Origin of the sequence: Gordonia sp. 852002-50395_SCH5434458 (assembly GCF_001665905.1) — a bacterium.
Taxonomy (GTDB): Bacteria; Actinomycetota; Actinomycetes; order Mycobacteriales; family Mycobacteriaceae; genus Gordonia; species Gordonia jacobaea.
In genome coordinates this window covers 199795-221130 of the sequence record NZ_LZTC01000035.1, presented here as the reverse complement: position 1 = coordinate 221130, position 21336 = coordinate 199795, and the positions used below count along the sequence as shown (strand labels likewise).

The following is a 21336-nucleotide window of genomic DNA, read 5'->3' as shown; positions in this document are numbered from 1 at the left end:
TCGTCAGGGTTTTATGTAAACCTTGCCTAACAGAATGCGAGGTGCGAGATGTTCGTGTGTATTTGCCGGGCCGTCACGGTGGACGAGGTCCACGAGCACTGCGACGCCGGAGCCAGAACTCCCGACGCCGTCAGTGAGCGCTGCGGCGCAGGCGAAGGCTGCGGAACCTGCATCGAACGACTCACCCAGATCGTCGCCTCGCGCACCGCAGGAAGGGTCGCCACAACTAGCGCAGCCTAGCCTGACCTGCGAAAACACCCCGTGCGGATATTCCCCACGGGGTCTTTTGGCGTGCTAGGTTCACTGTCACAATCAGTCCGAACCGGAGGTATGCCATGCGTGGAGACGATGAGGTCATCGCTCTACTCAACGAGCAATTGACCAGTGAACTCACCGCCATCAACCAGTACTTCTTGCACTCAAAAATGCAGGACAACTGGGGCTTGACCGAGCTCGCCTCGAAGACGAGGGCCGAATCGATCGAAGAGATGACCCACGCGGAGATCCTGACCGATCGCATCCTCTTCCTGGAAGGTCTGCCCAACTATCAGAAGCTGCTGCCGCTCCGCATCGGCCAGACTCTCCGTGAGCAGTTCGAGTCCGACCTCGCGATCGAGATCGAGGTGGTCAACCGTCTGAAGCCGGGCATCGTGCTGTGCCGCGAGAAGCAGGACATCACGACAGCCAAGATCTTCGAGGAGATCCTCAAGGACGAGGAGCACCACATCGACTATCTGGAGACGCAGCTCGAGCTGCTCGACAAGCTCGGTGAGCCGCTCTACCTGTCGAAGACGATCGCCACGCCTCCCGACGTCGGCTGATCCAGCCACTCACTCCGACATCGACCCCGGTACCAACAGGTGCCGGGGTCGATGTCGCTGAAGGTGAAGTCGCTTAGGTTGATGCCGCTTGAGTCGATGCCGATTGAGTCGATGCCGCTGTGTGGCGAGCGGCCGTGCGCCGGGCGACAGCCAGCGCCACACCCAGTACGACGATCCCGGCAACCGCGAGTCCTGCCCCGAGAACCGACGGCGCGCGGTACCCGAGACCTGCGGCGATGACAACGCCGCCGAGCCACGCGCCGAGTGCGTTCGCAATGTTGAGTGCCGAATGGTTGAGCGCCGCGGCGAGCGTCTGAGCGTCTTCGGCCACGTCCATCAGGCGGGTTTGCAGTGCGGGAACCATCGCCGTCGCGCTGACCCCGACGAGGAACGTCAATGGAACGGCCGCCCACGGCGATGTGACGAGTGCGGCAAACAATCCGAGCACCACCGCGGTCGCGACGAGTCCCACGAGAATCGCGCGCGGCACGTGTGAATCGGCGGCAGCACCGCCGACCAGGTTGCCGACCACCATGCCGACACCGAAGACCATCAACACCACCGGAACCCAACCGACCGAGATGCCCGTGAGGCTCGTCAGCGCAGTGTTGAGGTACGTGTAGAACGCGAACATCCCGCCGAAGCCGACGAAGCCGATCGCCGGCGTCAACCACACCTGAGGCCTCGTGAGTGCGCCGAGTTCGGTCATCGGATTGGTGACGGCCATGTCGTCGAGTGCGGGCAACGTGATGAACAGCGCGCCGATCGTCACGATGCCGATGACCACCACGACAACGAAAGCTGCTCTCCAACCCAGACTTTCGCCGAGCCAGGTCGCCAACGGCACACCCAGGACATTGGCTACGGACAATCCGAGGAGAACCAGCCCGACGGCCTTGGCACGGTTACGAGGTCCGGCCAGGTGCGCCGCGACGAGAGCAGCGACGCCGAAGTACGCGCCATGCGGCAGTCCGGCCACGAATCTCGCGACCATCAGCGTCCCGAAGTCGGGCGCCAACACAGTGGCCGCATTGCCGACCGTGAAAGCCACCATCAACCCGATCAACAGCGTGCGACGAGACATCCGCGCGGTCAGTGCGGCGATGAGAGGCGCCCCGACCACCACCCCGAGTGCGTAGGCCGAGACGACGTAGCCCGCAGTCGGCTCGGAGACATGCACCGAGGACGCGATGTTCGGCAGTAAGCCCATCGCGACGAACTCCGTGGTGCCGATCCCGAACCCGCCCAGCGCCATCGCCAGCATGGCGAACCGACGAGTTGTGTTGGAGTGGACCACGTTACTGCTGGTCCCGGCCATGTTCGTCTCGGTTGGGGCGGTTGAGGACATTCACGCTGCAACGAGCACGCCAGTGGGCGTGATTCCGTCGTCGACGGTGACATCGTTCACACCCCGCCTGCGCAGGGGTTCCGAGTCAGGCGGCGGGTGCGCCCGCCGTCGTTGATTTCGGGGTGGCACCCTGCTGCTGCGTCGACGCACCGGGTGTCGACTCGTCAGATGTCGACTTGTCGCGTGTCGACTCCCCCGATGTCGACTGCTCCGATGTTGACTGCTCCGGCGTCGGCTTCTCGGGTGCAGGCTTCTCCGGTGTCGACTCTCCTGGTCCAGGCTTCGGCGCATGCGCGCCGCCGGGAGCCTCAACCGGCTGCGAAGAGCCGCCGAGCGGCGCCTGTGTTTGCAGTGAGCCGCTGCCGGCAGGAGGCGTCGACGCAGCTTCGGTACCGGTCCCGTCACCTGTGCCTGCGCCACCCGAGCCGACAGGATCGTCGACGCCTTGTCGGCCGGAGATTCCCCCGCCGGAGATTCCATCAGTACCCGAGGCACTGCGCGCTTCGGGCCCGCCGAGAGTCTTCGCGGTGTCCACGGCCCCCGGGGCGTCGGCAATCTTCTCCGATGCTGACAGCGCCGCCACCGACGCGGTCTGGCTGGTGGTCGTCGGGGTGCGCAGCGACGCGAGCCGCTCTTCGAACGCGACCAGCGACGGTCGGTACGCGGGTCCGGGAATGCCGGTGACATCGCGGCCGGTCAGTGTGTAGGCCCAGAACTTTCCGAAGTTCACCGGCATCGACGCGATGCTCCTGACAGTGGTCCGCAACGCGTCGACGCCCTGACCCCAGAGCACCGGGTTCCACGTGAACAGCCCCTGTGCCATGTTCTGGAACGTGTAGACGTCGGTGAGCACCCCGCCGTAGCCGAGGTCGGGCAACTGCGGGAACCAACCCATGGCCCACCGGATCGGCGGCTGGAAGTCGGCCAGTGTGATGCCGAGGATGTCCGGGAACTTCCACCGCTTGCTCACGAGGTCGGGCACGGTCCAGCCGAGACCGAGCTTGTCGACGAACTGCTGGGTGAGAACCCATGCCGACGACGGCACGACGAGCTGGCAGGTGTTGACCTCAGCGGTGGTGTCCTGGCAGTCCAACGGCTTGACTCCCCAGGCGTCCCACAGGGCTCCGTTGGTGGCTGGCAGATACATGTAGAGCGGATACAGACCGTGCTTGACCCAGTAGCCCGCGAGGCCGTCGAGGGCCCCGATCGGGTCGTGAAGCGGATCGGGAAGATCGCAGATCGGATCGCCCGTGAAGCACACGGTGGTCACCGGAATCCCGCCGAAGTCGTCGACGTCGCGTCCGCCTGCCATGGTCAGTCCGGGGATCACGCCGATCAGGACGCGTTCGATGCCCTGTCCGTAGAGAGTTCCCGCTTGCCGCGGATCGGAGTAGAGCAGTCCGGACACGCCGGTCGATGAGATCTCGTAGCCAGACGTGTTGCCGGTGCCGATATCTGTGAGTACGTCGCCGCCGATTCCTGCGCCCTGCGAGTACCCGACGATCACGACGGGTTTGCCATCACACTGCGCCTGATAATTCGCCACAGTCGACATCGTTGCCGCGACGCCCTGCGACTGACTGTCGTCGAATCCGAAGGCACCCAACGGCCAGATCGACGCCGGATACTCGACGCGCTCGACGGTGTAGCCGGCATATTGGGGTTGGCGCGTGACGCCGTCGAGCAGATGTCCCTGGGGGTCCCACGTACCACCGACGAAGACGAGTGCGCCGTTGCCGCAATTGTCGGCGGTCTCGGCCCGCGCGACACCCGCGCCGGAGGTTTGACCTATGGCGAGGAGAACCGCTGCGACTGCGGCGAGTCCGAGTGTGCTCGCCGCAGTGATCGATCGCCGGAAACCGAAGTGACCACCCATGCGTTCTCCACCAATCCGGACGATCTGTACCGCGTCGCCGCGAGTCGTCGGCGTTCCGCTCCGGCCGAGTTACTCGCGAATGTTCGGATCGTAGAATTTCGTGACCCACGCCACAGCAGAATCCGACGGTCGAACAGCGAACCGACGACGATGGACGCCAAATTCGACTGTTCGGACTACACGAGAGACCCTCAATCGCGGCCTTTTCGACGCCCGCACGCAATGTCGCCGCAGCGATGCCTTGTCCACCCCAAGAACCAGGCTGCGTCGGAGGGTTCTCACTTCATTTCGGCCGTGTTATATCCTTGACGCCAGGTCATGAGTATCAGCGCAAAGCCCCGGCTCGCTGATCGGCAACCCTCCAACCGCGGTGGGGTGCTCCGGGTGATGACCGGGTTGTGGGACCCCGTTCTGCGACGATCCTTCGTCGATGATGGTTTCGGGTCCCCAGCAAGCGCGGGTCCGAAGGTCGGACCCCAACAGGGTCGTCGTGCCCTGCCGACCGTAGAAAGTGATGCGTATTCAATGTCTGACGTCGACGTCGACCAGAATCCAGCCGACAACTGGAGTTTCGAGACCAAGCAGATTCACGCAGGCCAGACAGCCGACGCGGCGACCAACGCCCGCGCTCTGCCGATCTACCAGACCACGTCGTACACGTTCAACGACACCACCCATGCCGCGAATCTGTTCGGCCTCGCCGAGCCAGGCAACATCTACACGCGCCTGATGAATCCGACACAGGATGTCGTCGAGCAGCGTCTCGCCGCTCTCGAGGGCGGTGTCGCGGCGCTGCTCGTCGCGTCGGGTCAGGCTGCGGAGACATACTCGATCCTCAACATCGTCGAGAACGGCGGGCACGTCGTGTCGAGTCCGCGCCTCTACGGCGGAACGTACAACCTCTTCCACTACACGCTGCCCAAGCTCGGCATCGAGGTCACGTTCGTCGAGGATCCGGAAGATCTCGACTCGTGGCAGGCCGCGGTGCGCGACAACACGCGCGCGTTCTACGGCGAGTCGATCTCCAACCCGAACAACGAGATCCTCGACATCGAGGGCATCTCGGAGGTTGCACATCGCAACGGCGTGCCGCTCATCGTCGACAACACCGTCGCCACCCCGTATCTGCTCAACCCGCTCGCGCATGGCGCCGACATCGTCGTGCACTCGGCCACCAAGTACATCGGTGGGCACGGCACCGCGATCGGCGGCGTGATCATCGACGGCGGCACCTTCGACTGGCGTGTACAGCGCGACGGCAAAGACCTCTTCCCCGGTTTCACCACGCCCGACCCGAGCTACCACGGTGCGGTCTTCGCCGATCTCGGCGCTCCCGCGTACGCACTCAAGGCACGTGTGCAGTTGCTCCGCGACACCGGCGCAGCCATCTCGCCGTTCAACGCGTTCCTGCTCGCACAGGGTCTCGAGACCTTGAGCCTGCGCGTCGAGCGTCACGTCGCCAACGCGCAGCGCGTCGCCGAGTACCTCAACGACAACCCGCAGGTCGAGGAGGTCTACTACGCCGGACTGTCGTCGTCGCCCTGGTACAAGCGCGGCCAGGAGCTCGCACCGAAGGGGCAGGGCGCTGTCATCGGGTTCGAGATCGCAGGCGGCGTCGACGCGGGCAAGCGGTTCGTCGAGGCGCTCACACTGCACAGCCACGTCGCCAACATCGGTGATGTGCGCTCACTGGTGATCCACCCCGCATCGACCACCCACAGCCAGCTGACCCCCGAGGAGCAACTCGCCGCGGGTGTCACCCCCGGCCTCGTCCGCCTCGCGGTGGGCATCGAGGGAATCGACGACATCCTCGCTGACCTCGACCGGGGTTTCGAAGCAGCCAAGTAGACAACGCAGAGCAAGGAGCGAGGACACCTGTGTCGGTGAGCATCGACCCGCAGACGGATACAGAGCAACGGCCGGACTGGGAGAACGCCCCGGACGGCCAGATGCTCAGCGCCCGTCTCGGGTCGATCTCACTCGACAACGGTGAGCAGATCGACGACGTGACCCTCGCCTTTCAGCGGTGGGGAAAACTGTCGCCTGCTCGCGACAACGTCATCCTCACGCTGCACGCCCTGACCGGCGATTCACACGTGACCGGACCCGCCGATGCTGCTCATCCCTCCCCCGGCTGGTGGGACGGTCTGATCGGTCCCGGCGCGGCAGTCGACACCGACGAATGGTGCGTCATCTCGGCAAACGTGCTCGGCGGATGCCGTGGATCGACCGGGCCCGCATCGCTGGACCCCACCGGCCGACCGTGGGGTTCGAGCTTCCCGCAACTCACCGTGCTCGATCAGGTCCGCGCCGAAGTCGCACTGATGGATCATCTGGGCATCGAGAGCATCGGCGCGGTTGTGGGCGGCTCGATGGGCGGCGCACGCGCACTCGAGTGGATCATCGAGTACCCCGAACGGGTTCGAAGCGCACTCGTGCTCGCCGTCGGCGCTCGTGCGACGGCCGACCAGATCGGTACGCAGACAACGCAAATCGCAGCCATCACGTCCGATCCGGCGTGGCACGGCGGCGATTATCACGGCACCGGCGAGGCGCCGACGACCGGAATGGGAATCGCGCGTCGGATCGCGCACCTGACCTACCGCAGCGAACCGGAGCTCGACGAACGCTTCGCGAATGACGCTCAGGGCCAAGAGAATCCACTCACCGGCGGACGTTACGCCGTGCAGAGTTACCTCGAGCACCAGGCGGGCAAACTGGTCGAGCGTTTCGATCCGGGCAGCTACGTCATCCTCAGCGAAGTACTCAATCACCACGACGTCGGGCGCGATCGCGGTGGCGTGAAGGCCGCACTCAACGCGTGCAACGTTCCGGTGATCGTCGGCGGTATCGACTCGGATCGCCTGTACCCCTTGCGGTTACAGGTCGAACTCGCCGAAGAGCTCGGCAATTGCGTCGGCGGCCTGCAGGTGGTTCAGTCCGACAACGGCCACGACGGATTCCTCACCGAATTCGACGCCATCGGCGATCTACTCAAGCGCACAGTCGATCTCGCGCGTCACTGAGCCTCGGGGCGTCACGGGCACTACCCCAGACGCTCGAGGAGTCAGAACGCTCTCGTCCCGTCAGGGCGGCGGCAGCAGTCCGTCGGGAACCGGCGTCGTGGTCGTCGTGGTCGGAGGTGTCAGTTGACCCGCTCCTGCACCACGATCGTTATGTGACTGGGACGCACCACCATTCGAACCAGCCCCGCCAGAGGGTTGCTGATGGTTGGGAGTCGGCGTCTCCAGGCCGGGAGCGGGCGTCCCCGACGGCGGAACGAACCCCGGCGGCAGCAGCTTGGGCGGAATCGTGATTCCGGGTGGCAGCGGCAAAGTGGGACGACTGGTCTCCGCGCTGGGTGGCCGCGTTGTCGTCGACGGCGTACTCGGACGCGCGGAGAGTGTCAGCGTGGACGGCGACGGCGTCGTCGGAGGCAATTGCGTTGTCGCCCAACCCGGTCCGTCGTCCTCGCGAGCTGTGCGCGGGGCTTCGGCCGACGTCGAGGTGAGTTGTGTCGGTTCCTGTCTCGTTTCCGAGGGAACGATGTCGGACTGGTCGGAGTCGGTCGATATCGACGCGACGCGAGCACTCGAGGGCGACGGGATGTCCGTGGAGTTGCCGGTGAGTGTCGAACCCACCGCGTACACCGTGAACATCGCTGCGGCGATGACGACGGCTGCAACAGCAATCGGCAGCGGAGAGAGCACTCCCCTGCGCCTCCCGCCTCCGATGAAGGCCAGTCGACTAGGCGCCGTTGCCTGCTCGGACGAGAGCATCGCGGCGCCCACAGCTGCGGTTTGTTCCGGATTCGTCGGGATGATGACCTCGACGAGTCCGCCTTCGGCATCCTCTTCGGGCACCATGTCGGCGATGGTCGGCAGGTTCGCCAGACCACCGACGAGAACCACCGCGCACGCCGAATGCGTTGCGAGGTAACGGCTCAGCTCTTCGCGAGCGTCTTTCAGGAATGGACGTACCGCCGAGGCGAGCGTTGCGTCGCCGATTCGGAACCGGCCGGCGGCGTCGACTGTGCCGTGCTCACCCGACTCCTCCTTGGCGGTTCTGACGGCACTACGCAAAGCGTTGCGACTGAGCTTGTTCGAGAACGAACCACTCACGGCGCCCGCGTCGTCGACCACTTGGCGGACGATCGCGTCGTCGAGCGCGCGCCCCGACAGTGCGCGTGAGTGTGTGATGTCGCCGATGGCTCCGCTCGAAGGCTCGACGGTGTAGAAGGTCGTGCCGGTATCGCCGCAGTCGACGACGACCACCGACCTGTATCGCCCGATCTGGCCCGTTTCGATCAAGCAGGCCACCACGGCCTCCTCGACGGAGACGAGGTGGATCTGCCGGCGTGGACCCGACCCCGTCGAGCCGATGAGCTCACGCCCGAGATCGCCGCCTGCCGCGACGCCGATCGGCCCCACGCGTCGGTCGGCGCCGCGCGCGGCGTCGAGCATGAGGTCGATGCCCGCGTTGACCCTGCCCGCGGTGTCGTGACCATCGCTGGGATCGACGTCGATCACCCGTGACTCCACGAGTTCGCGACCCGAGCCGTCACGTGTGAGCAGGACGAAGTGAATCATGCCCTGACCCAAGGAAACACCCATCGACGTCGTCTCGTCGTGGGTGGAGCGATCGTTTGGTCTATCCAGCGTCGAAGAGATTGGTTGCCTGCCCGTTTGTCGCCGTTCGTCGTTCGCCGTTCATTGCGGCGCGCTCTAGCACTGCCGCAGCGCACCACGACTCACTCGGTGCGCTCACGCCCGGGTTCAATGAATCCAGAGGTCCCGGATGCTGATCCGACAGGTGCCGAATCAGCTCACGTCACGGGACACTTTACCGAAGCGTGCTCCATATTGTAATCAATCCGTGCCCAACGGATCTATTGACGCAGCTAGCCATAACATGAGGGCTCCGACGCTGGCAAGGGATATAACGTCGAAGAATCTTCCTCTGACCTGCAGTAATCCGACTCGTGACGTTGGCAACACCGCGCGCATGAATGCGCCGAGAAGCAGAGCCATTCCGAAAACGAACGAACCACGTCGCCAACGGTCGAACAACACCAGCGCCGCTCCGGCGATCACGCCGAGCATCACCAGCAGATAGGGAATCTGCGCGATGTAGGCGCGGACCCGACGGGCATGGCGAAGCTGCCGCACCCGCGCATCCGTCGCTGAGTTCACCGTCCGGAACCTCCGGCGACGCTCACTCCGGCTGCAAGATCTGCCTCTGCACGCTCGACCACATTGACGAGCAGGAACGCGCGCGTCAGTGGCCCGACGCCGCCCGGGTTCGGTGACACATATCCCGCGACGTCCCACACGTCTGGGGCGACGTCGCCGACCAGCCCGTCCTCGGTGCGGCTGACGCCGACATCGATGACCGCTGCCCCCGGCTTGACCATGTCTCCGGTAACCAGATGCGGCACACCTGCCGCGGCCACGACGATGTCGGCACGCTTGATCTCTGCGGCGAGGTCGCGGGTTCCGGTGTGACACAGCGTCACGGTTGCGTTCTCACTGCGTCGAGTGAGAAGCAGGCCGATCGGGCGTCCGATCGTCACACCACGGCCGACGACGGTGACGCGGGCACCATTGATCGGGATGTCGTAGCGCCGCAGCAGGTGGATCACGCCGCGCGGCGTGCACGGGAGCGTCGACTCCTTGCCGAGGACGAGTCGTCCGAGGTTGATCGGGTGCAGACCGTCGGCGTCCTTGGCGGGATCGATCCGCTCGAGCGCGGCGTTCTCGTCGAGATGTCGCGGCAGCGGGAGTTGCACGATGTAGCCGGTGCAACCGGGGTCTGCGTTGAGCTCGTCGATGGCTGCGTTGAGGTCTTCGGTGGTGGCATCCGCGGGTAGATCCTTACGGATCGACGCGATGCCGATCTTGGCGCAGTCGGAGTGCTTGCCCTTGACGTAGGACTGCGATCCCGGATCGTCGCCGACGAGGATCGTGCCGAGACCCGGCATCACGCCGGCCATCCGCAGCTTGTCGACGCGTTCACGGAGATCGGCGAAGATCTCGTCGCGGGTCAGCTTGCCGTCGAGTCGTATCGCGCTCACCCGTCCATTGTTCCATCCTGTCCGAGCCTCGGTGTCAGGTGTCGGGCGTCGGGGTGTCAGATGTCGGGGCGTCGGATGTCGGGGCGTCGGATGTCGGGATCAGCGATTCGCTGCGTCCATCCGAGTACCGTGCTGCCATATGCCCACGAACGCCGCCCGCCCGGTCACCATCGCCGACGTCAGGAGGGCGCGAGGGCGTATCGCGACGCACGTTCGACGCACGCCGGTGCTGCGCGCGGAGATCGACACGGTCAGCGGAAGTGTTCCGGTGGTCTTCAAGCTGGAGTACCTGCAGCTCGGCGGCTCGTTCAAAGCCCGCGGAAGCGTGAATGCCGTGCTCGCGGCGCGCGACGCGGGAAAGCTCACAGATAGCGGAGTGGTGGTGGCGTCCGGCGGAAACGCCGCGATCGGCGCAGCGCATGCGGCGCGGATCGTCGGCACGCGGTGCACCGTCGTCGTACCCGAGAACGCCCCACCGGTGAAGGTGACGGCGCTGCGTGATCTCGGAGCCGACGTGCGTCTACACGGCTCCAGGTATCACGACGCGGCCGAGTTCGCGGGTGCCCTCGCCACGAAGACGGGTGCGCTGCTGCTCCACGCGTACGACCTTCCCGACATCGTCGCCGGCGCCGGGACCATCGCCCTCGAGTTGGCCGCCGACGTTCCCGGGCCGCAGACCGTCGTCGCGTGCGTGGGAGGCGGCGGACTGCTCGGAGGTCTCGCAGCGGCCCAGCGCCCCGGCGATCGTCTCGTCGGCGCGGAGCCCACCGGAGCGTCGAGTCTGCATCAGGCGGTGGAGGCGGGTGGGCCGGTGTCGGTCGAGCTCGACAGCATCGCCGCGGACTCGTTGGGCGCCACCAGGATCGGCGACATCTGCTGGTCGACCATCGCCGACAAGGCAGTCGAGAGCGTCGTCGTCTCCGACGACGCTATCATCGCCGCGCGTCGAATGCTGTGGGAGCGGTTCCGCATCGTCGTCGAGCACGGCACCGCCACCGCGGTCGCGGCGGTGGCCGCCGGGCTTGTGAAACCGGCCCCCGACTCGACGCTCTGCGTGCTGCTGTGCGGAGCCAACACCCGACTCGACGACCTCTGAGCCGACTGGGCCCTCCCTCACGCCGACTGGTCGTTCCCTCGCGCCGACTGTGCGTCGACCGCCCCGGCGGAGCGTCGGGTCGCCCTCTGCACAATGGACTCCATGTTCCGCATCATGTTCTATCAGCCGTGTATCCCACCCAACACGGGTAACGCGATCCGGCTGGCTGCCAACACCGGCAGCGAACTCCATCTGATCGAGCCGCTCGGTTTCTCGATGTCCGACGCTCAGGTGAAACGGGCAGGCCTCGACTACCACGAGATGGCGAACGTGACCGTCCACCCGAACCTCGTCACAGCGTTCACCGAGCTGAAACCGCAACGCGTCTTCGCATTCACCGCGCATGCATCGCGCTACCACACCGACGTCGACTATCGCCCCGGCGACGTACTGCTGTTCGGTCCGGAACCCACCGGACTCCCCGACGACGTGCTCGCCGAACCCGAGATCACCGACCGGCTTCGTATCCCGATGCTCGCCGGGCGACGCTCACACAACCTGGCGAATGCCGCGAGCATCGTCGTGTACGAAGCGTGGCGACAGAACGGATTCGACGGCGCGGTGTGACGAAAGTGTCTGCGCACTAACGGGACTGACGCACAGTCGGCGCCACGGAGCGCACGGTCGGCACTATGCGGGGCTCACTCGATGGAATCGCGTGGGCTTGGTAGACCGCCCGCCTAGCCGACGCGGAAACGCTTGGTACGCGCGGTCGCTCCCCCGATGAGTGCCACCTTGGACTTCGGCACGCCGAGGTGCTTGGCGAGCAGTTCGGCGACCGCCTTGTTCGCCTTACCCTCGGTGGCGGGCTCGCGCACGTAGATGGTGATGGAACCGTCCGGCCCGGTCTCGACGAGCGGCCCCTTGCGACTGCTCGGTTTTGCCGTGACGATCACCTGTTTCGCCATCTGTTCCTCTCCCCGCTGTCGTTGTGCGCGAATGCTTTCCGCGCAGTTGTCAGTGCACATTTCACATCAGTGCCAATCCCGCGAGCGGGTACCCACTCGAAGATCCATCCGCTGCAACCGATCTGCAACCACCGTCACCGCACCCTCTGCATTCTGCACTCTGCCGCGTACCAGCAGCGCCGACGCCGAGTGTGCCAACTCGCGATACCGCGACCACAGCCCGACCGAGCACACCACGTTGACCATCCCGGTCTCGTCTTCGAGGTTGATGAACGTCACGCCGGATGCTGTCGCCGGACGCTGCCGGTGGGTGACAGCCCCTCCGACGATGACACGTGACCCATCCGGCACAGACAATAGCGCCTCAGCGGGCAGGACACCTATCGCAGTCAACCGCGGACGCAGGAACTGCGTCGGATAATTCGACGGCGTGATCCCCGTCGCCCAGGCATCGGTGGCGGCCAGCTCAACATCCGACAATCCCGGCAGCGTCGGTACCTGCGCAGATGACTCCAACTCGAGTTGCTCGGCGCTCGCGGAGGCCGCGGCGCCCGCCTCCCACAACGCTTGTCGTCGACTCATGCCGAAACACTCGAACGCCCCCGCGCCCGCCAATCCCTCGAGGTGCGCGAGGTTGAGGTCGGCTCGCCGCGACAGGTCGGTGATGCTCGTATACGGACCGTCGACTCCCCTTGATTCGACGATGCGCGCCGCGACGTCGTCTCCGACCCCGCGTATCGACGCCAACCCGAGCCGCACGTCGAGCCCGTCGTTCTCCAACGTCGCCTCGGCCAGCGACGCGTTGATATGCGGCCGGTGCACGTCGACGCCATGTCGGCGGGCGTCGGCGACCAATGACTGCGGCGAGTAGAAGCCCATGGGCTGTGCGCGCAGCAACGCGGCGCAGAATGCGGCAGGATGGTGCAGCTTGAACCACGACGAGTAGAAGACCAACGATGCGAAACTCTGCGAATGACTCTCGGGGAAACCGAAATTGGCGAAGGCCGCCATCTTCTCGAAGATCCGGTCGGCGACGTCGCCGGTAATGCCGTGCGAGCGCTGCATGCCCTCGTAGAAGCGTCGACGAAGCTGGTGCATACGCTCCGGTGATCGCTTCGACCCCATGGCTCGACGGAGCTGGTCCGCCTCGGCGGCGTCGAATCCGGCGACGTCGACGGCCAGCTGCATGAGCTGCTCCTGGAACAGCGGTACGCCGAGTGTTCGCTTGAGCGCCGGCCACATCGACGGATGTTCGACGGTCGGCTCCTCCTGGCCGTTGCGTCGGCGGATGAACGGGTGGACCGATCCGCCCTGGATCGGTCCCGGACGGATCAGCGCGACCTCGACGACCAGATCGTAGAAGCACCGGGGCTTCAGCCGCGGGAGAGTCGCCATCTGTGCTCGCGATTCCACCTGGAAAACCCCGACAGAGTCTGCGCGACAGAGCATCTCGTACACCGCCTGCTCGGAGAGGTCGAGTTTGGCGAGGTCGACGTGGATGTTCTTGTGTTCGGCGACCAGATCGATCGCGTAGTGCAGCGCCGAGAGCATCCCCAGACCGAGCAGATCGAACTTGACCAAACCGATTGCGGCACAGTCGTCTTTGTCCCACTGCAATACGCTGCGATTCTCCATCCGCGCCCACTCCGTCGGACAGACATCGGCGATGGGACGATCACAGATCACCATTCCACCGGAGTGGATTCCGAGATGTCTTGGCATGTTGGCGATGTCGCTTGCGAGTTCGCGCACGTCGTCGGGCGCGGTGTCGGGCATCTTGCTCCAGGCGTCTTGCTGACCGCTGGCATAGCCGAGCGCCCGTGCCATGTCGCGCACCGACGATCGGCCCCGATAGGTGATCACGTTGGCGACCTGCGCGCTGTACTCGCGGCCATACCGTCGGTACACGTACTGGATCGCCTCTTCACGACGGTCCGATTCGATGTCGACGTCGATGTCCGGTGGCCCGTCACGCTCGGGTGAGAGGAACCTCTCGAACAGCAACTCGTTGGCCACCGGGTCGACGTTGGTGATACCCAACGCGTAACACACCGCGGAGTTGGCGGCGCTCCCCCGGCCTTGGCACAGGATGTCGTTGCGTTTACAGAAGTCGACGATGTCGGCGACGACGAGGAAATAGCCGGGGAAGGTGAGCGTCTCGACGATCGCCAGTTCGTGCTCGATCTGCCGGTAGGCCGCCGGATGTTGGGCTGGTGTCCCATAGCGGCGTCGTGCGCGGGTCATCGTAAGGTGCCGCAGCCAACTGGACTCCGTATGGCCGGCCGGCACGTCGAACGGCGGTAACTGCGGCGCGATCAATCCGAGCGAGAAAGCGCAATCGTCGGCGAGGTCTGCCGCGGCGGCGATGGCGTCGGGGTGCGCGGGGAGCAGGCGCATCATCTCGTCACCGCTGCGCAGATGCGCACCGCCGACCCCCGGCATCCAGCCCGCGATGGTCTCGATGTCGGTGCGGGCACGCACCGCCGCCATCGCCAGCGCAAGGCGTCGACGACGCGGCCCCGCGAAGTGCGCCCCCGACGTCGCGACGGTCGGCAGCCCGAACCGCTGCGCGAGGTCGGCGAGTACCGCATTGCGCTCGTCGTCGTCGGGCAGGCCCTGAGCGGTGAGTTCGACGACGACGTCGTCGCGTCCGAACCGCTCGACCATTCCACCGAGAGCGGCCTCGGCAGCACCGATACCCGCACGATCCAACGCGCGCCGAACCGCGCCCTTGCGACAGCCCGTCAGGATCACCCAGTGGCCTGCGTCGCGGGTCAGCCGGTCGACGTCGTAGCGCAGCAGCCCCTTCTCACCACCGGACATGTGGGCGTCGGCGATGATTCGTGACAACCTCCGATAGCCCTCACTGTCACGCGCGAGGACCAGCAGATGCTCACCGGCCGGATCGGTCACCCCGGTGCGGGTCACGTCCGGCTCGAGGGAGAGTTCGGCACCGAACACCGTCGGCATCGCGAATTCCTTTGCGGCCTCGGCGAATCGGACCACGCCGTAGAAACCGTCATGGTCGGTGATCGACAGACCGGTCAGGTCGAGTCGGGCCGCCTCCTCCACCATCTCCTCGGGCATCGACGCCCCGTCGAGGAAACTGTAGGAACTGTGCGCATGCAGTTCCGCATAGCGCACAGACGATCGCTCACGAGACACCTCCGGCGCCGTGTAGGCGCCACGTTTGCGCGACCACGCGGGGCTGTCGTTGCCGTCGCCCGTCTGCTCGGGACCGAAGAACTCCCCGGGACGACCGCCATCGGGCGAGCGCCCCGACAGCACCCGCTCCATCTCCCGCCACGTCGGCGGGCCCTGGTTCCAGCCCACTCAGCCAGTATAGAACACCTGTTCGACAGACGATGGGTGGCGGGCTGCCCCGCTCGCCTCGCCGACGACAATCCCCGCCACCCGACTGTGAATGTGTGTCGAACTGAAGGATGTGGGTGCTGCAGCACCCACATCCTTCGATTGGACCCACATCCTCGCCTCAGCTCGACGGCGCTCGGCACCCGCGCCCGTACCGGCGACACCGCGCCATCAGTCGGCCGACACCGCCCGCGGGATTCGACGATCCGCCACGGTCATGGCGATCAGCGCCGCCCCGATCACCACGATGGCCCACCCCGCGACGTGGAGTCCGCCATCGGTGGCGCGGGCGCCGAAGGCGATACCGATGAGGCTCGACGAGAAGATCGCCCCGAAGTACATGAACGTCCGGTACAGCCCGGATGCCACACCGATCGACTCCGGCGGACTCTGCGTGTAGAGCGTCGCCTGATTTGCATAACCGCTCAGTCCGTTGGCGACGCCGAACAGGAACGTCATCGCGAGCAGGATCCACAACCCGGACGAGTGATGGATCGCGACTGCGGTCACGCCCGCACCGACGAAGCAGAAACCCGTGAGGATCAACGGGATTCGTACCCAGCCGTGCGTCGAATTCACCCGCGCGCACACCACGCTCAGCGCCGAGTAAGGGATGAGGATGAGCCCGACCTGCGCCGCGGTGTATCCCGCGGACTGCTCCATCCACTGGCTGATGCCGTACATCGCCGTGTACGAGCCGAGCCCTGCCAGCATCTGGCGCAGGTAGGTGCGCACCAACGGGGAGTTGGCCGCGAGCATCCGCACATCAATGAGGGGTTGTGTCGCGCGCAGTTCCCAGAGCACCAGGAGCAACCCCGCTACGACGATCACCGCCAGCAGCCACCACTTCGGTGAACCGAGCGCGGCGAGGAACTCGAGCGTCGCGATCACGGTCACCGCGAAGAGCGCCACCCCGACGACGTCGACCACGCGGACGAGGCCACCGAAGCCGCCCACCTGCACCGGACCGTCACGAGGGATGCTGCGCAGCGCCCACGCGAGGGTGATCAGCGCGATCGGAATATTGACGAAAAACACTGCCCGCCAGCCGAACACACCGGTCAGCACACCACCGAGCGGCAGTCCGATCACCGCGATCACCTGGGCGGCGATCGAGAACCCGCCGAGCACGCGACTCGGCACTCCCGTTCCGAATGAGTCGGCACGAGACCGCACGAGCGCCATCGCCGTCGGATACGCCGCAGAGGTGCCGATGCCGATCAGGGCACGCGAGAGCATCAGGCACCAGAACGCCGGCGCGGCGGCACCGATGACACCGGCGATCAGCAGAATGACCAGCCCTGAGACGAAGACGCGACGAGGACCGAATACCGTCGCGAGCTTGCCCATTGTCGGTTGCGCCACTGCGCTGCACAGGTAGAGCACCGAGATCAGAATCGTCGTCTGGGCCGGACCCCGATGAAAGTCGACGCCGATCCCGACGAGCGCGGTGGCGATCATGGAACTGTTGATCGGGTTGAGTGTCGACCCCATCAACAGTGGCCCGGTGAACCGCCAGCCGAACGGATTGCGCTGTGCCACACCGGCGTCGCCGGTGGCCACGGCGCTCACTGAGCTGTGGCGTCGAGGAGTTCGAGAAGCTCTGCGGTCGAACCTGTCTCGGCGATCTGGGGAAACACCTCGCGCACGCTGTGCGCGTGACGCTCCCCGTCGGAATCGGTCATCGAGTCGGTCGGCAACGTCACGTTGAACCCCGCTTCGTGTGCGTCACGGGCCGTCGATTCGACACCTGCGCCACTGGCGATCCCGACGACGGCGACCTGGGTGACGCCCCTGGAACGCAACTCCTCCAGGAGGCCGGTACCCGCGAATGCACTGCGCGAATGTTTGGTCACCACCAGATCGTCAGGCTGGGGGGCGAATTCGTCGATGAGCTCGGTCCACTCCGTCGGCAATTGCGGCCTCGCCGATCCAGAGTTGCGGTCCGTCCGGCCGGGCGGCACGGCGTCGACGTTGACCATCACCACGAGGTGGCCGTACTTGCGGAATCTGTCGACCAATTGTCCTGCGCGGTCGACGATTTCCGACGCCGGGTACGGTGCGAGATTGTCGCGCAACGCGATTCCACGTTGCATGTCGATGACGATCAGTGCGACCCGCGGGTCGAGAGCTGTCATTGCCATGGATTCCTCCTTGATCGAAGCGACTATCAGGACTCCGCCACACGGCGGAGAAGCTCTGTTGCGGTGGCGATCTGCGCCCGTTCCTCGTCGGTGAGAACCTGCCCGAGCCGATCAGCGAGCCAGTCCTCGCGAGCCAATCGTCCACGCGCGTAGGTCTCGCGGGCCTTATCCGAGAGATCAAGGAGCGTCTTTCGACGATCGTTCGGATGAGGCGTCCCGACGATGAGTCCCTGCTCGAGCAGTGCCGCAACCGTCGTCGACATCGACTGCGGGCGAACACCTTCGGCCCGGGCGAGGTCGTTCGCCGTCGACGGTCCCCCACGTTCGAGCCTGCCGAGCACGTTGGTCTGCGACCGCGTGAGATCCCCGATCGGCCCCTGCGCGCGCAGTCGGCGATTGAGCGCCGCAAGCACGGGGCGCAGGGTCGCGGCCATCTCGGCGGGGTTCTCAGACATATCGTGAGTCTAGCAAATAGTCAGTCACCTGATAAGTCTCTTGATAGAAAGGGAGATTTCAGACAACTCCCCCGCCGATGCTGGATCTCCCGAGGCCTGACAACCCTCCGTGGTGACGTTGCCATTTGGCGATGTAAGTGTCAGGGTGAATCCGAGCACTTCTTACCGCGGAGTAAGAAAGAGCGAGTCCGCAGTTGCCAGCCGGCCGGAGGAACAGATGACCACGTATTTCATCACCGGAGGGACCGGGTTCATCGGACGCCGGGTGATCGAACGATTGCTCGCCGCAGACCGGGACGCGCAGGTCTACGCGCTGGTCCGCGCGGGGTCACGCACACGATTCGACGAGATGTTCGCCGACGCTCCGCCGGATCGCCTGCATCCGATCGCCGGGGATCTCACCTCGCCCGGGCTGGCCTTGTCCGGCACCGAACTGCCCGAGATCGACCACGTCATCCACCTCGCCGCGATCTACGACATGACCGCCGACGCCGAGGCCCAGCAGCGTGCAAATGTCGACGGCACCGCGCGCGTCGTCGACTTCGCCGTCGAACACGACGCGATGCTGCACCACGTCTCATCGATCGCTGTCGCCGGCGACTATGCGGGCGCCTTCACCGAGGACGATTTCGACCTGGGGCAGGGGTTTCCGACGCCGTATCACCGCACGAAGTACGAGGCGGAGAAGCTCGTCCGCGAGCGGGAGGGACTGCGCTGGCGGGTGTACCGGCCGTCGGTCGTGGTCGGCGATTCGCGGACGGGCGAGATGGACAAGGTCGACGGCCCGTACTACTTCTTCCCCCGATTGGCGCTCCTGGGACTCCTGCCATCGGGCATTCCACTGCCGATGCCAGACCTCGGTCGGCTCAATCTCGTTCCCGTCGATTTCGTGGCGCAATCCATCGCGACCCTCGTCGACGACGAGCCGGAGCGCAGTGGTGAGGTATTCCATCTCGGGGACTCGCGCGACCGTGGTGTCATCGGCATGTACAACGCGCTCGCGCCCGCGATCGGTTCACCCAAAGGTGTTGGCGTGGTGAGCAATCGGATCGTCGCACCAGCTATCGCGCTGACCGGATTCGGGCCGCTACGTCCGATCCGCGATCTTGTCGCGGAACAGGAGGGCATCCCACCCGCACTGCTCGACGGCATGCGAATGACGGCGGACTTCCGTGCCACACGAACCCTGGCACGATTGAGTGCGCGCGGCGTCGAACTTCCTGATCTCGACGACTACGGGCCCAGGTTGTGGGAGTACTGGACCACCCATCTCGACCCGTCGCGACACCGCAGGCACGACCCGCGCGGGCCGCTCGTCGGTAAGCACGTGTTGGTCACCGGCGGGTCGAGTGGCATCGGCAAGGCCACAGCCCGGATGTGCCTCGAACGGGGCGCCGACGTCTACGTGATCGCCCGCAGCGCAGACGAATTGGCGTCCGCGGTCGCCGATCTCAATGCGTCCCAATCGAAACCGGGCATTCCGCCCGGACGTGCTTATGCCTATCAGTGCGACATCACCGACGAGGAAGCGGTGCGGACACTGGTGAAATCGGTCATCGCCGACCACGACCACGTCGATATCCTGGTCAACAACGCGGGCCGGTCGATTCGTCGATCAACGCTCAATTCCGTTGAGCGCTCGCATGATTACCACCGGGTGATGGCGGTCAACTACTTCGGAGCCGTCAACGTCGTACTCGCACTGTTGCCGCACATGGTGGAACGACAGAGCGGGCATGTGGTGAATGTGTCGTCGATCGCCGTGCAGACGCGTGGCGCACGATTCGGCGCGTACGCGGCGTCGAAGGCGGCACTGGAGGCGTTCAGCGAGTCGACGGGTGCTGAAACCCTCTCCGAACACGTCTCGTTCACCAACGTGCGACTACCACTGGTCCGCACGCGGATGATCGCGCCCACCGAGGCCTATCAGAACTCCGCCGGGGTGTGGAGCGTCGACAAGGGGGCGTCGAAGGTGTTGCGGGGCATCGTGACGCGTCCTGCGCGGATCAGCCCGCCGCTCGGGCAGCTCGCCGAATTCGGCCGGAAGTTCACGCCGCGACTGACCGCACGGATTCTGCACCAGGAGTACCTTCTGGTCGACGAATCGGCGGCCTCCCTCGGTACCGTGGATCGGTGACCGACACCCCGTATCTCGCCGTCGACCTCGCCCGCCTCGATCGCAACCTGCAGGCGGTCGCCGAGCTCGCACGGAACGCTCACGTCGATCTGCGCCCCCACGCCAAGACGCACAAGACCGCAGAGCTCGCTCGACGCCAGATCGACAGCGGCGCTGTGGGACTCACGGTGGCGACGATCGGCGAGGCCGAGGCGTTCGCCGATGCGGGCGTCTCCGACCTGTTCCTCGCATATCCGCTGTGGGTGTGCGCGCACAAGGGTTCTCGACTGCGCGCGCTCGCCGATCGGATTGCACTCCGCCTGGCCGTCGACTCCGTCGAGGGTGCTGCGCGCCTTGCCGCCGAGCTGTCCGGCGCCGAAGTTCTCGTCGAAGTCGACTCCGGACAACACCGGACAGGTGTGGCACCCGAGTTCGCGGGCGAGGTGGCAGTAGCTGCGCGATCGGCTGGGCTCGAGGTGGTCGGGGTGTTCACCTTTCCCGGCCACGGATACCGCCCAGGACATGCGCGCCGTGACGCCGCCGCACAGGAGATCGCGGCACTCGCAGCGGCGGCAGAGCGGTTGCGCGACAAGGGAATCGATCCACGCGTGCGGAGCGGCGGCTCGACGCCGACGATCGAGTTCGCGGATTCGGGCGTGCTGACCGAGATCCGACCGGGCGTCTACCCGTTCTACGACGCCCAGCAGGTGGAGCTCGGCGTCTGCGGATTCGACGACGTGGCGCTGACCGCCGTCAGCACCGTCGTCCGTCGTGACGGGCGTCGTGTGGTTCTCGACGCGGGCAGCAAGATCATCGGCGCCGACCGCCCCGCGTGGGCCAGCGGACACGGTCGGATACTCGACGAGCCTGCCGCACGCATCGTCGCGCTCTCCGAACACCACGCGGTTGTCGAGTACCCGGACGAGTACGTCCCTTCGCTCGGCTCGACGGTGCGCGTCGTACCCAACCACGTCTGCACCGCGGTGAACCTCGTCGACGAGCTGGTCGTCGGCGGTGGTGCTGGTGAGGGTGGTGAGGGCGAGGTTGCGACGTGGCGCGTGGTCGCCCGCGGCGCGAACAGCTGACCGCGGGCTCCGCGCGCGTGCACGGCTCGGGTCGCGCCGCGC

18 protein-coding genes and 1 riboswitch are annotated in these 21336 nt (G+C 65.7%); of the genes, 8 read left to right on the top strand and 10 right to left on the bottom strand.

Annotated features, from left to right (window positions below; translation table 11 throughout):
- Window positions 1-48 precede the first annotated feature (48 nt).
- A complete protein-coding gene (locus tag A5785_RS22840) occupies window positions 49-240 on the top strand; it encodes a (2Fe-2S)-binding protein (protein ID WP_005207883.1) in 192 nt (63 codons plus the stop codon).
- Window positions 241-335: 95 nt separating this feature from the next.
- The gene (gene bfr / locus A5785_RS07445; protein WP_005207884.1) at window positions 336-821 is read left to right on the top strand and encodes a bacterioferritin; all 486 of its coding nucleotides are present in this window, start codon (window positions 336-338) and stop codon (window positions 819-821) included.
- 73 nt (window positions 822-894) lie between these two features.
- Here bfr and A5785_RS07440 read toward each other — a convergent pair whose 3' ends face one another.
- Together A5785_RS07440 and A5785_RS07435 are read right to left on the bottom strand one after the other, a co-directional pair.
- The gene (locus A5785_RS07440) at window positions 895-2139 is read right to left on the bottom strand and encodes an MFS transporter (protein ID WP_231894917.1); all 1245 of its coding nucleotides are present in this window, start codon (window positions 2137-2139) and stop codon (window positions 895-897) included.
- A 115-nt stretch (window positions 2140-2254) separates the two neighbouring features.
- A complete protein-coding gene (locus A5785_RS07435) occupies window positions 2255-4045 on the bottom strand; it encodes a cutinase family protein (RefSeq protein ID WP_064865563.1) in 1791 nt (596 codons plus the stop codon).
- A gap of 314 nt (window positions 4046-4359) precedes the next feature.
- Window positions 4360-4508: riboswitch (SAM riboswitch) on the top strand.
- Between the two features lie 62 nt (window positions 4509-4570).
- On the opposite strand from A5785_RS07435, the gene A5785_RS07430 reads away from it, so the two are divergent.
- A complete protein-coding gene (locus A5785_RS07430) occupies window positions 4571-5893 on the top strand; it encodes a bifunctional o-acetylhomoserine/o-acetylserine sulfhydrylase (protein WP_064865561.1) in 1323 nt (440 codons plus the stop codon).
- Between the two features lie 29 nt (window positions 5894-5922).
- Window positions 5923-7071: a homoserine O-acetyltransferase MetX gene (gene metX, locus A5785_RS07425; protein ID WP_064865558.1), complete on the top strand. Its 1149-nt coding sequence runs from the start codon at window positions 5923-5925 to the stop codon at window positions 7069-7071.
- 60 nt (window positions 7072-7131) lie between these two features.
- On the opposite strand, the gene A5785_RS07420 is transcribed toward metX, so the two are convergent.
- The 3 genes from A5785_RS07420 to A5785_RS07410 form a co-directional block, all read right to left on the bottom strand.
- A complete protein-coding gene (locus tag A5785_RS07420) occupies window positions 7132-8658 on the bottom strand; it encodes a hypothetical protein (protein WP_064865556.1) in 1527 nt (508 codons plus the stop codon).
- 255 nt (window positions 8659-8913) lie between these two features.
- Window positions 8914-9237: a DUF3017 domain-containing protein gene (locus A5785_RS07415; RefSeq protein ID WP_064865554.1), complete on the bottom strand. Its 324-nt coding sequence runs from the start codon at window positions 9235-9237 to the stop codon at window positions 8914-8916.
- Window positions 9234-10118: a bifunctional methylenetetrahydrofolate dehydrogenase/methenyltetrahydrofolate cyclohydrolase gene (locus tag A5785_RS07410; RefSeq protein ID WP_064865552.1), complete on the bottom strand. Its 885-nt coding sequence runs from the start codon at window positions 10116-10118 to the stop codon at window positions 9234-9236. The genes A5785_RS07415 and A5785_RS07410 overlap by 4 nt, the downstream gene beginning before the upstream one ends.
- A gap of 139 nt (window positions 10119-10257) precedes the next feature.
- On the opposite strand from A5785_RS07410, the gene A5785_RS07405 reads away from it, so the two are divergent.
- Together A5785_RS07405 and A5785_RS07400 are read left to right on the top strand one after the other, a co-directional pair.
- A complete protein-coding gene (locus A5785_RS07405; RefSeq protein ID WP_039856582.1) occupies window positions 10258-11214 on the top strand; it encodes a serine/threonine dehydratase in 957 nt (318 codons plus the stop codon).
- Between the two features lie 102 nt (window positions 11215-11316).
- Window positions 11317-11781: a tRNA (cytidine(34)-2'-O)-methyltransferase gene (locus A5785_RS07400; protein ID WP_039856609.1), complete on the top strand. Its 465-nt coding sequence runs from the start codon at window positions 11317-11319 to the stop codon at window positions 11779-11781.
- A 113-nt stretch (window positions 11782-11894) separates the two neighbouring features.
- Here the strand turns inward: A5785_RS07400 and A5785_RS07395 are convergent, their stop codons facing one another.
- The 5 genes from A5785_RS07395 to A5785_RS07375 form a co-directional block, all read right to left on the bottom strand.
- Window positions 11895-12122: a DUF167 domain-containing protein gene (locus A5785_RS07395; protein WP_005207899.1), complete on the bottom strand. Its 228-nt coding sequence runs from the start codon at window positions 12120-12122 to the stop codon at window positions 11895-11897.
- Between the two features lie 66 nt (window positions 12123-12188).
- Complete coding sequence (locus A5785_RS07390; RefSeq protein WP_039856584.1) at window positions 12189-15455, bottom strand: error-prone DNA polymerase; 3267 nt, start codon at window positions 15453-15455, stop codon at window positions 12189-12191.
- 210 nt (window positions 15456-15665) lie between these two features.
- A complete protein-coding gene (locus A5785_RS07385; protein WP_039856610.1) occupies window positions 15666-17057 on the bottom strand; it encodes an MFS transporter in 1392 nt (463 codons plus the stop codon).
- 5 nt (window positions 17058-17062) lie between these two features.
- The gene (locus A5785_RS07380; protein WP_064865549.1) at window positions 17063-17638 is read right to left on the bottom strand and encodes a cysteine hydrolase family protein; all 576 of its coding nucleotides are present in this window, start codon (window positions 17636-17638) and stop codon (window positions 17063-17065) included.
- 26 nt (window positions 17639-17664) lie between these two features.
- On the bottom strand, window positions 17665-18093 hold the full coding sequence (locus A5785_RS07375; RefSeq protein ID WP_064865547.1) for a MarR family winged helix-turn-helix transcriptional regulator: 429 nt from the start codon (window positions 18091-18093) through the stop codon (window positions 17665-17667).
- Between the two features lie 217 nt (window positions 18094-18310).
- On the opposite strand from A5785_RS07375, the gene A5785_RS07370 reads away from it, so the two are divergent.
- Together A5785_RS07370 and A5785_RS07365 are read left to right on the top strand one after the other, a co-directional pair.
- Entirely contained in the window at window positions 18311-20230 is a 1920-nt protein-coding gene (locus A5785_RS07370) for an SDR family oxidoreductase (protein WP_064865545.1), read from the top strand.
- Window positions 20227-21294: an alanine racemase gene (locus A5785_RS07365; protein WP_064865542.1), complete on the top strand. Its 1068-nt coding sequence runs from the start codon at window positions 20227-20229 to the stop codon at window positions 21292-21294. The genes A5785_RS07370 and A5785_RS07365 overlap by 4 nt, the downstream gene beginning before the upstream one ends.
- Window positions 21295-21336: the final 42 nt, after the last annotated feature.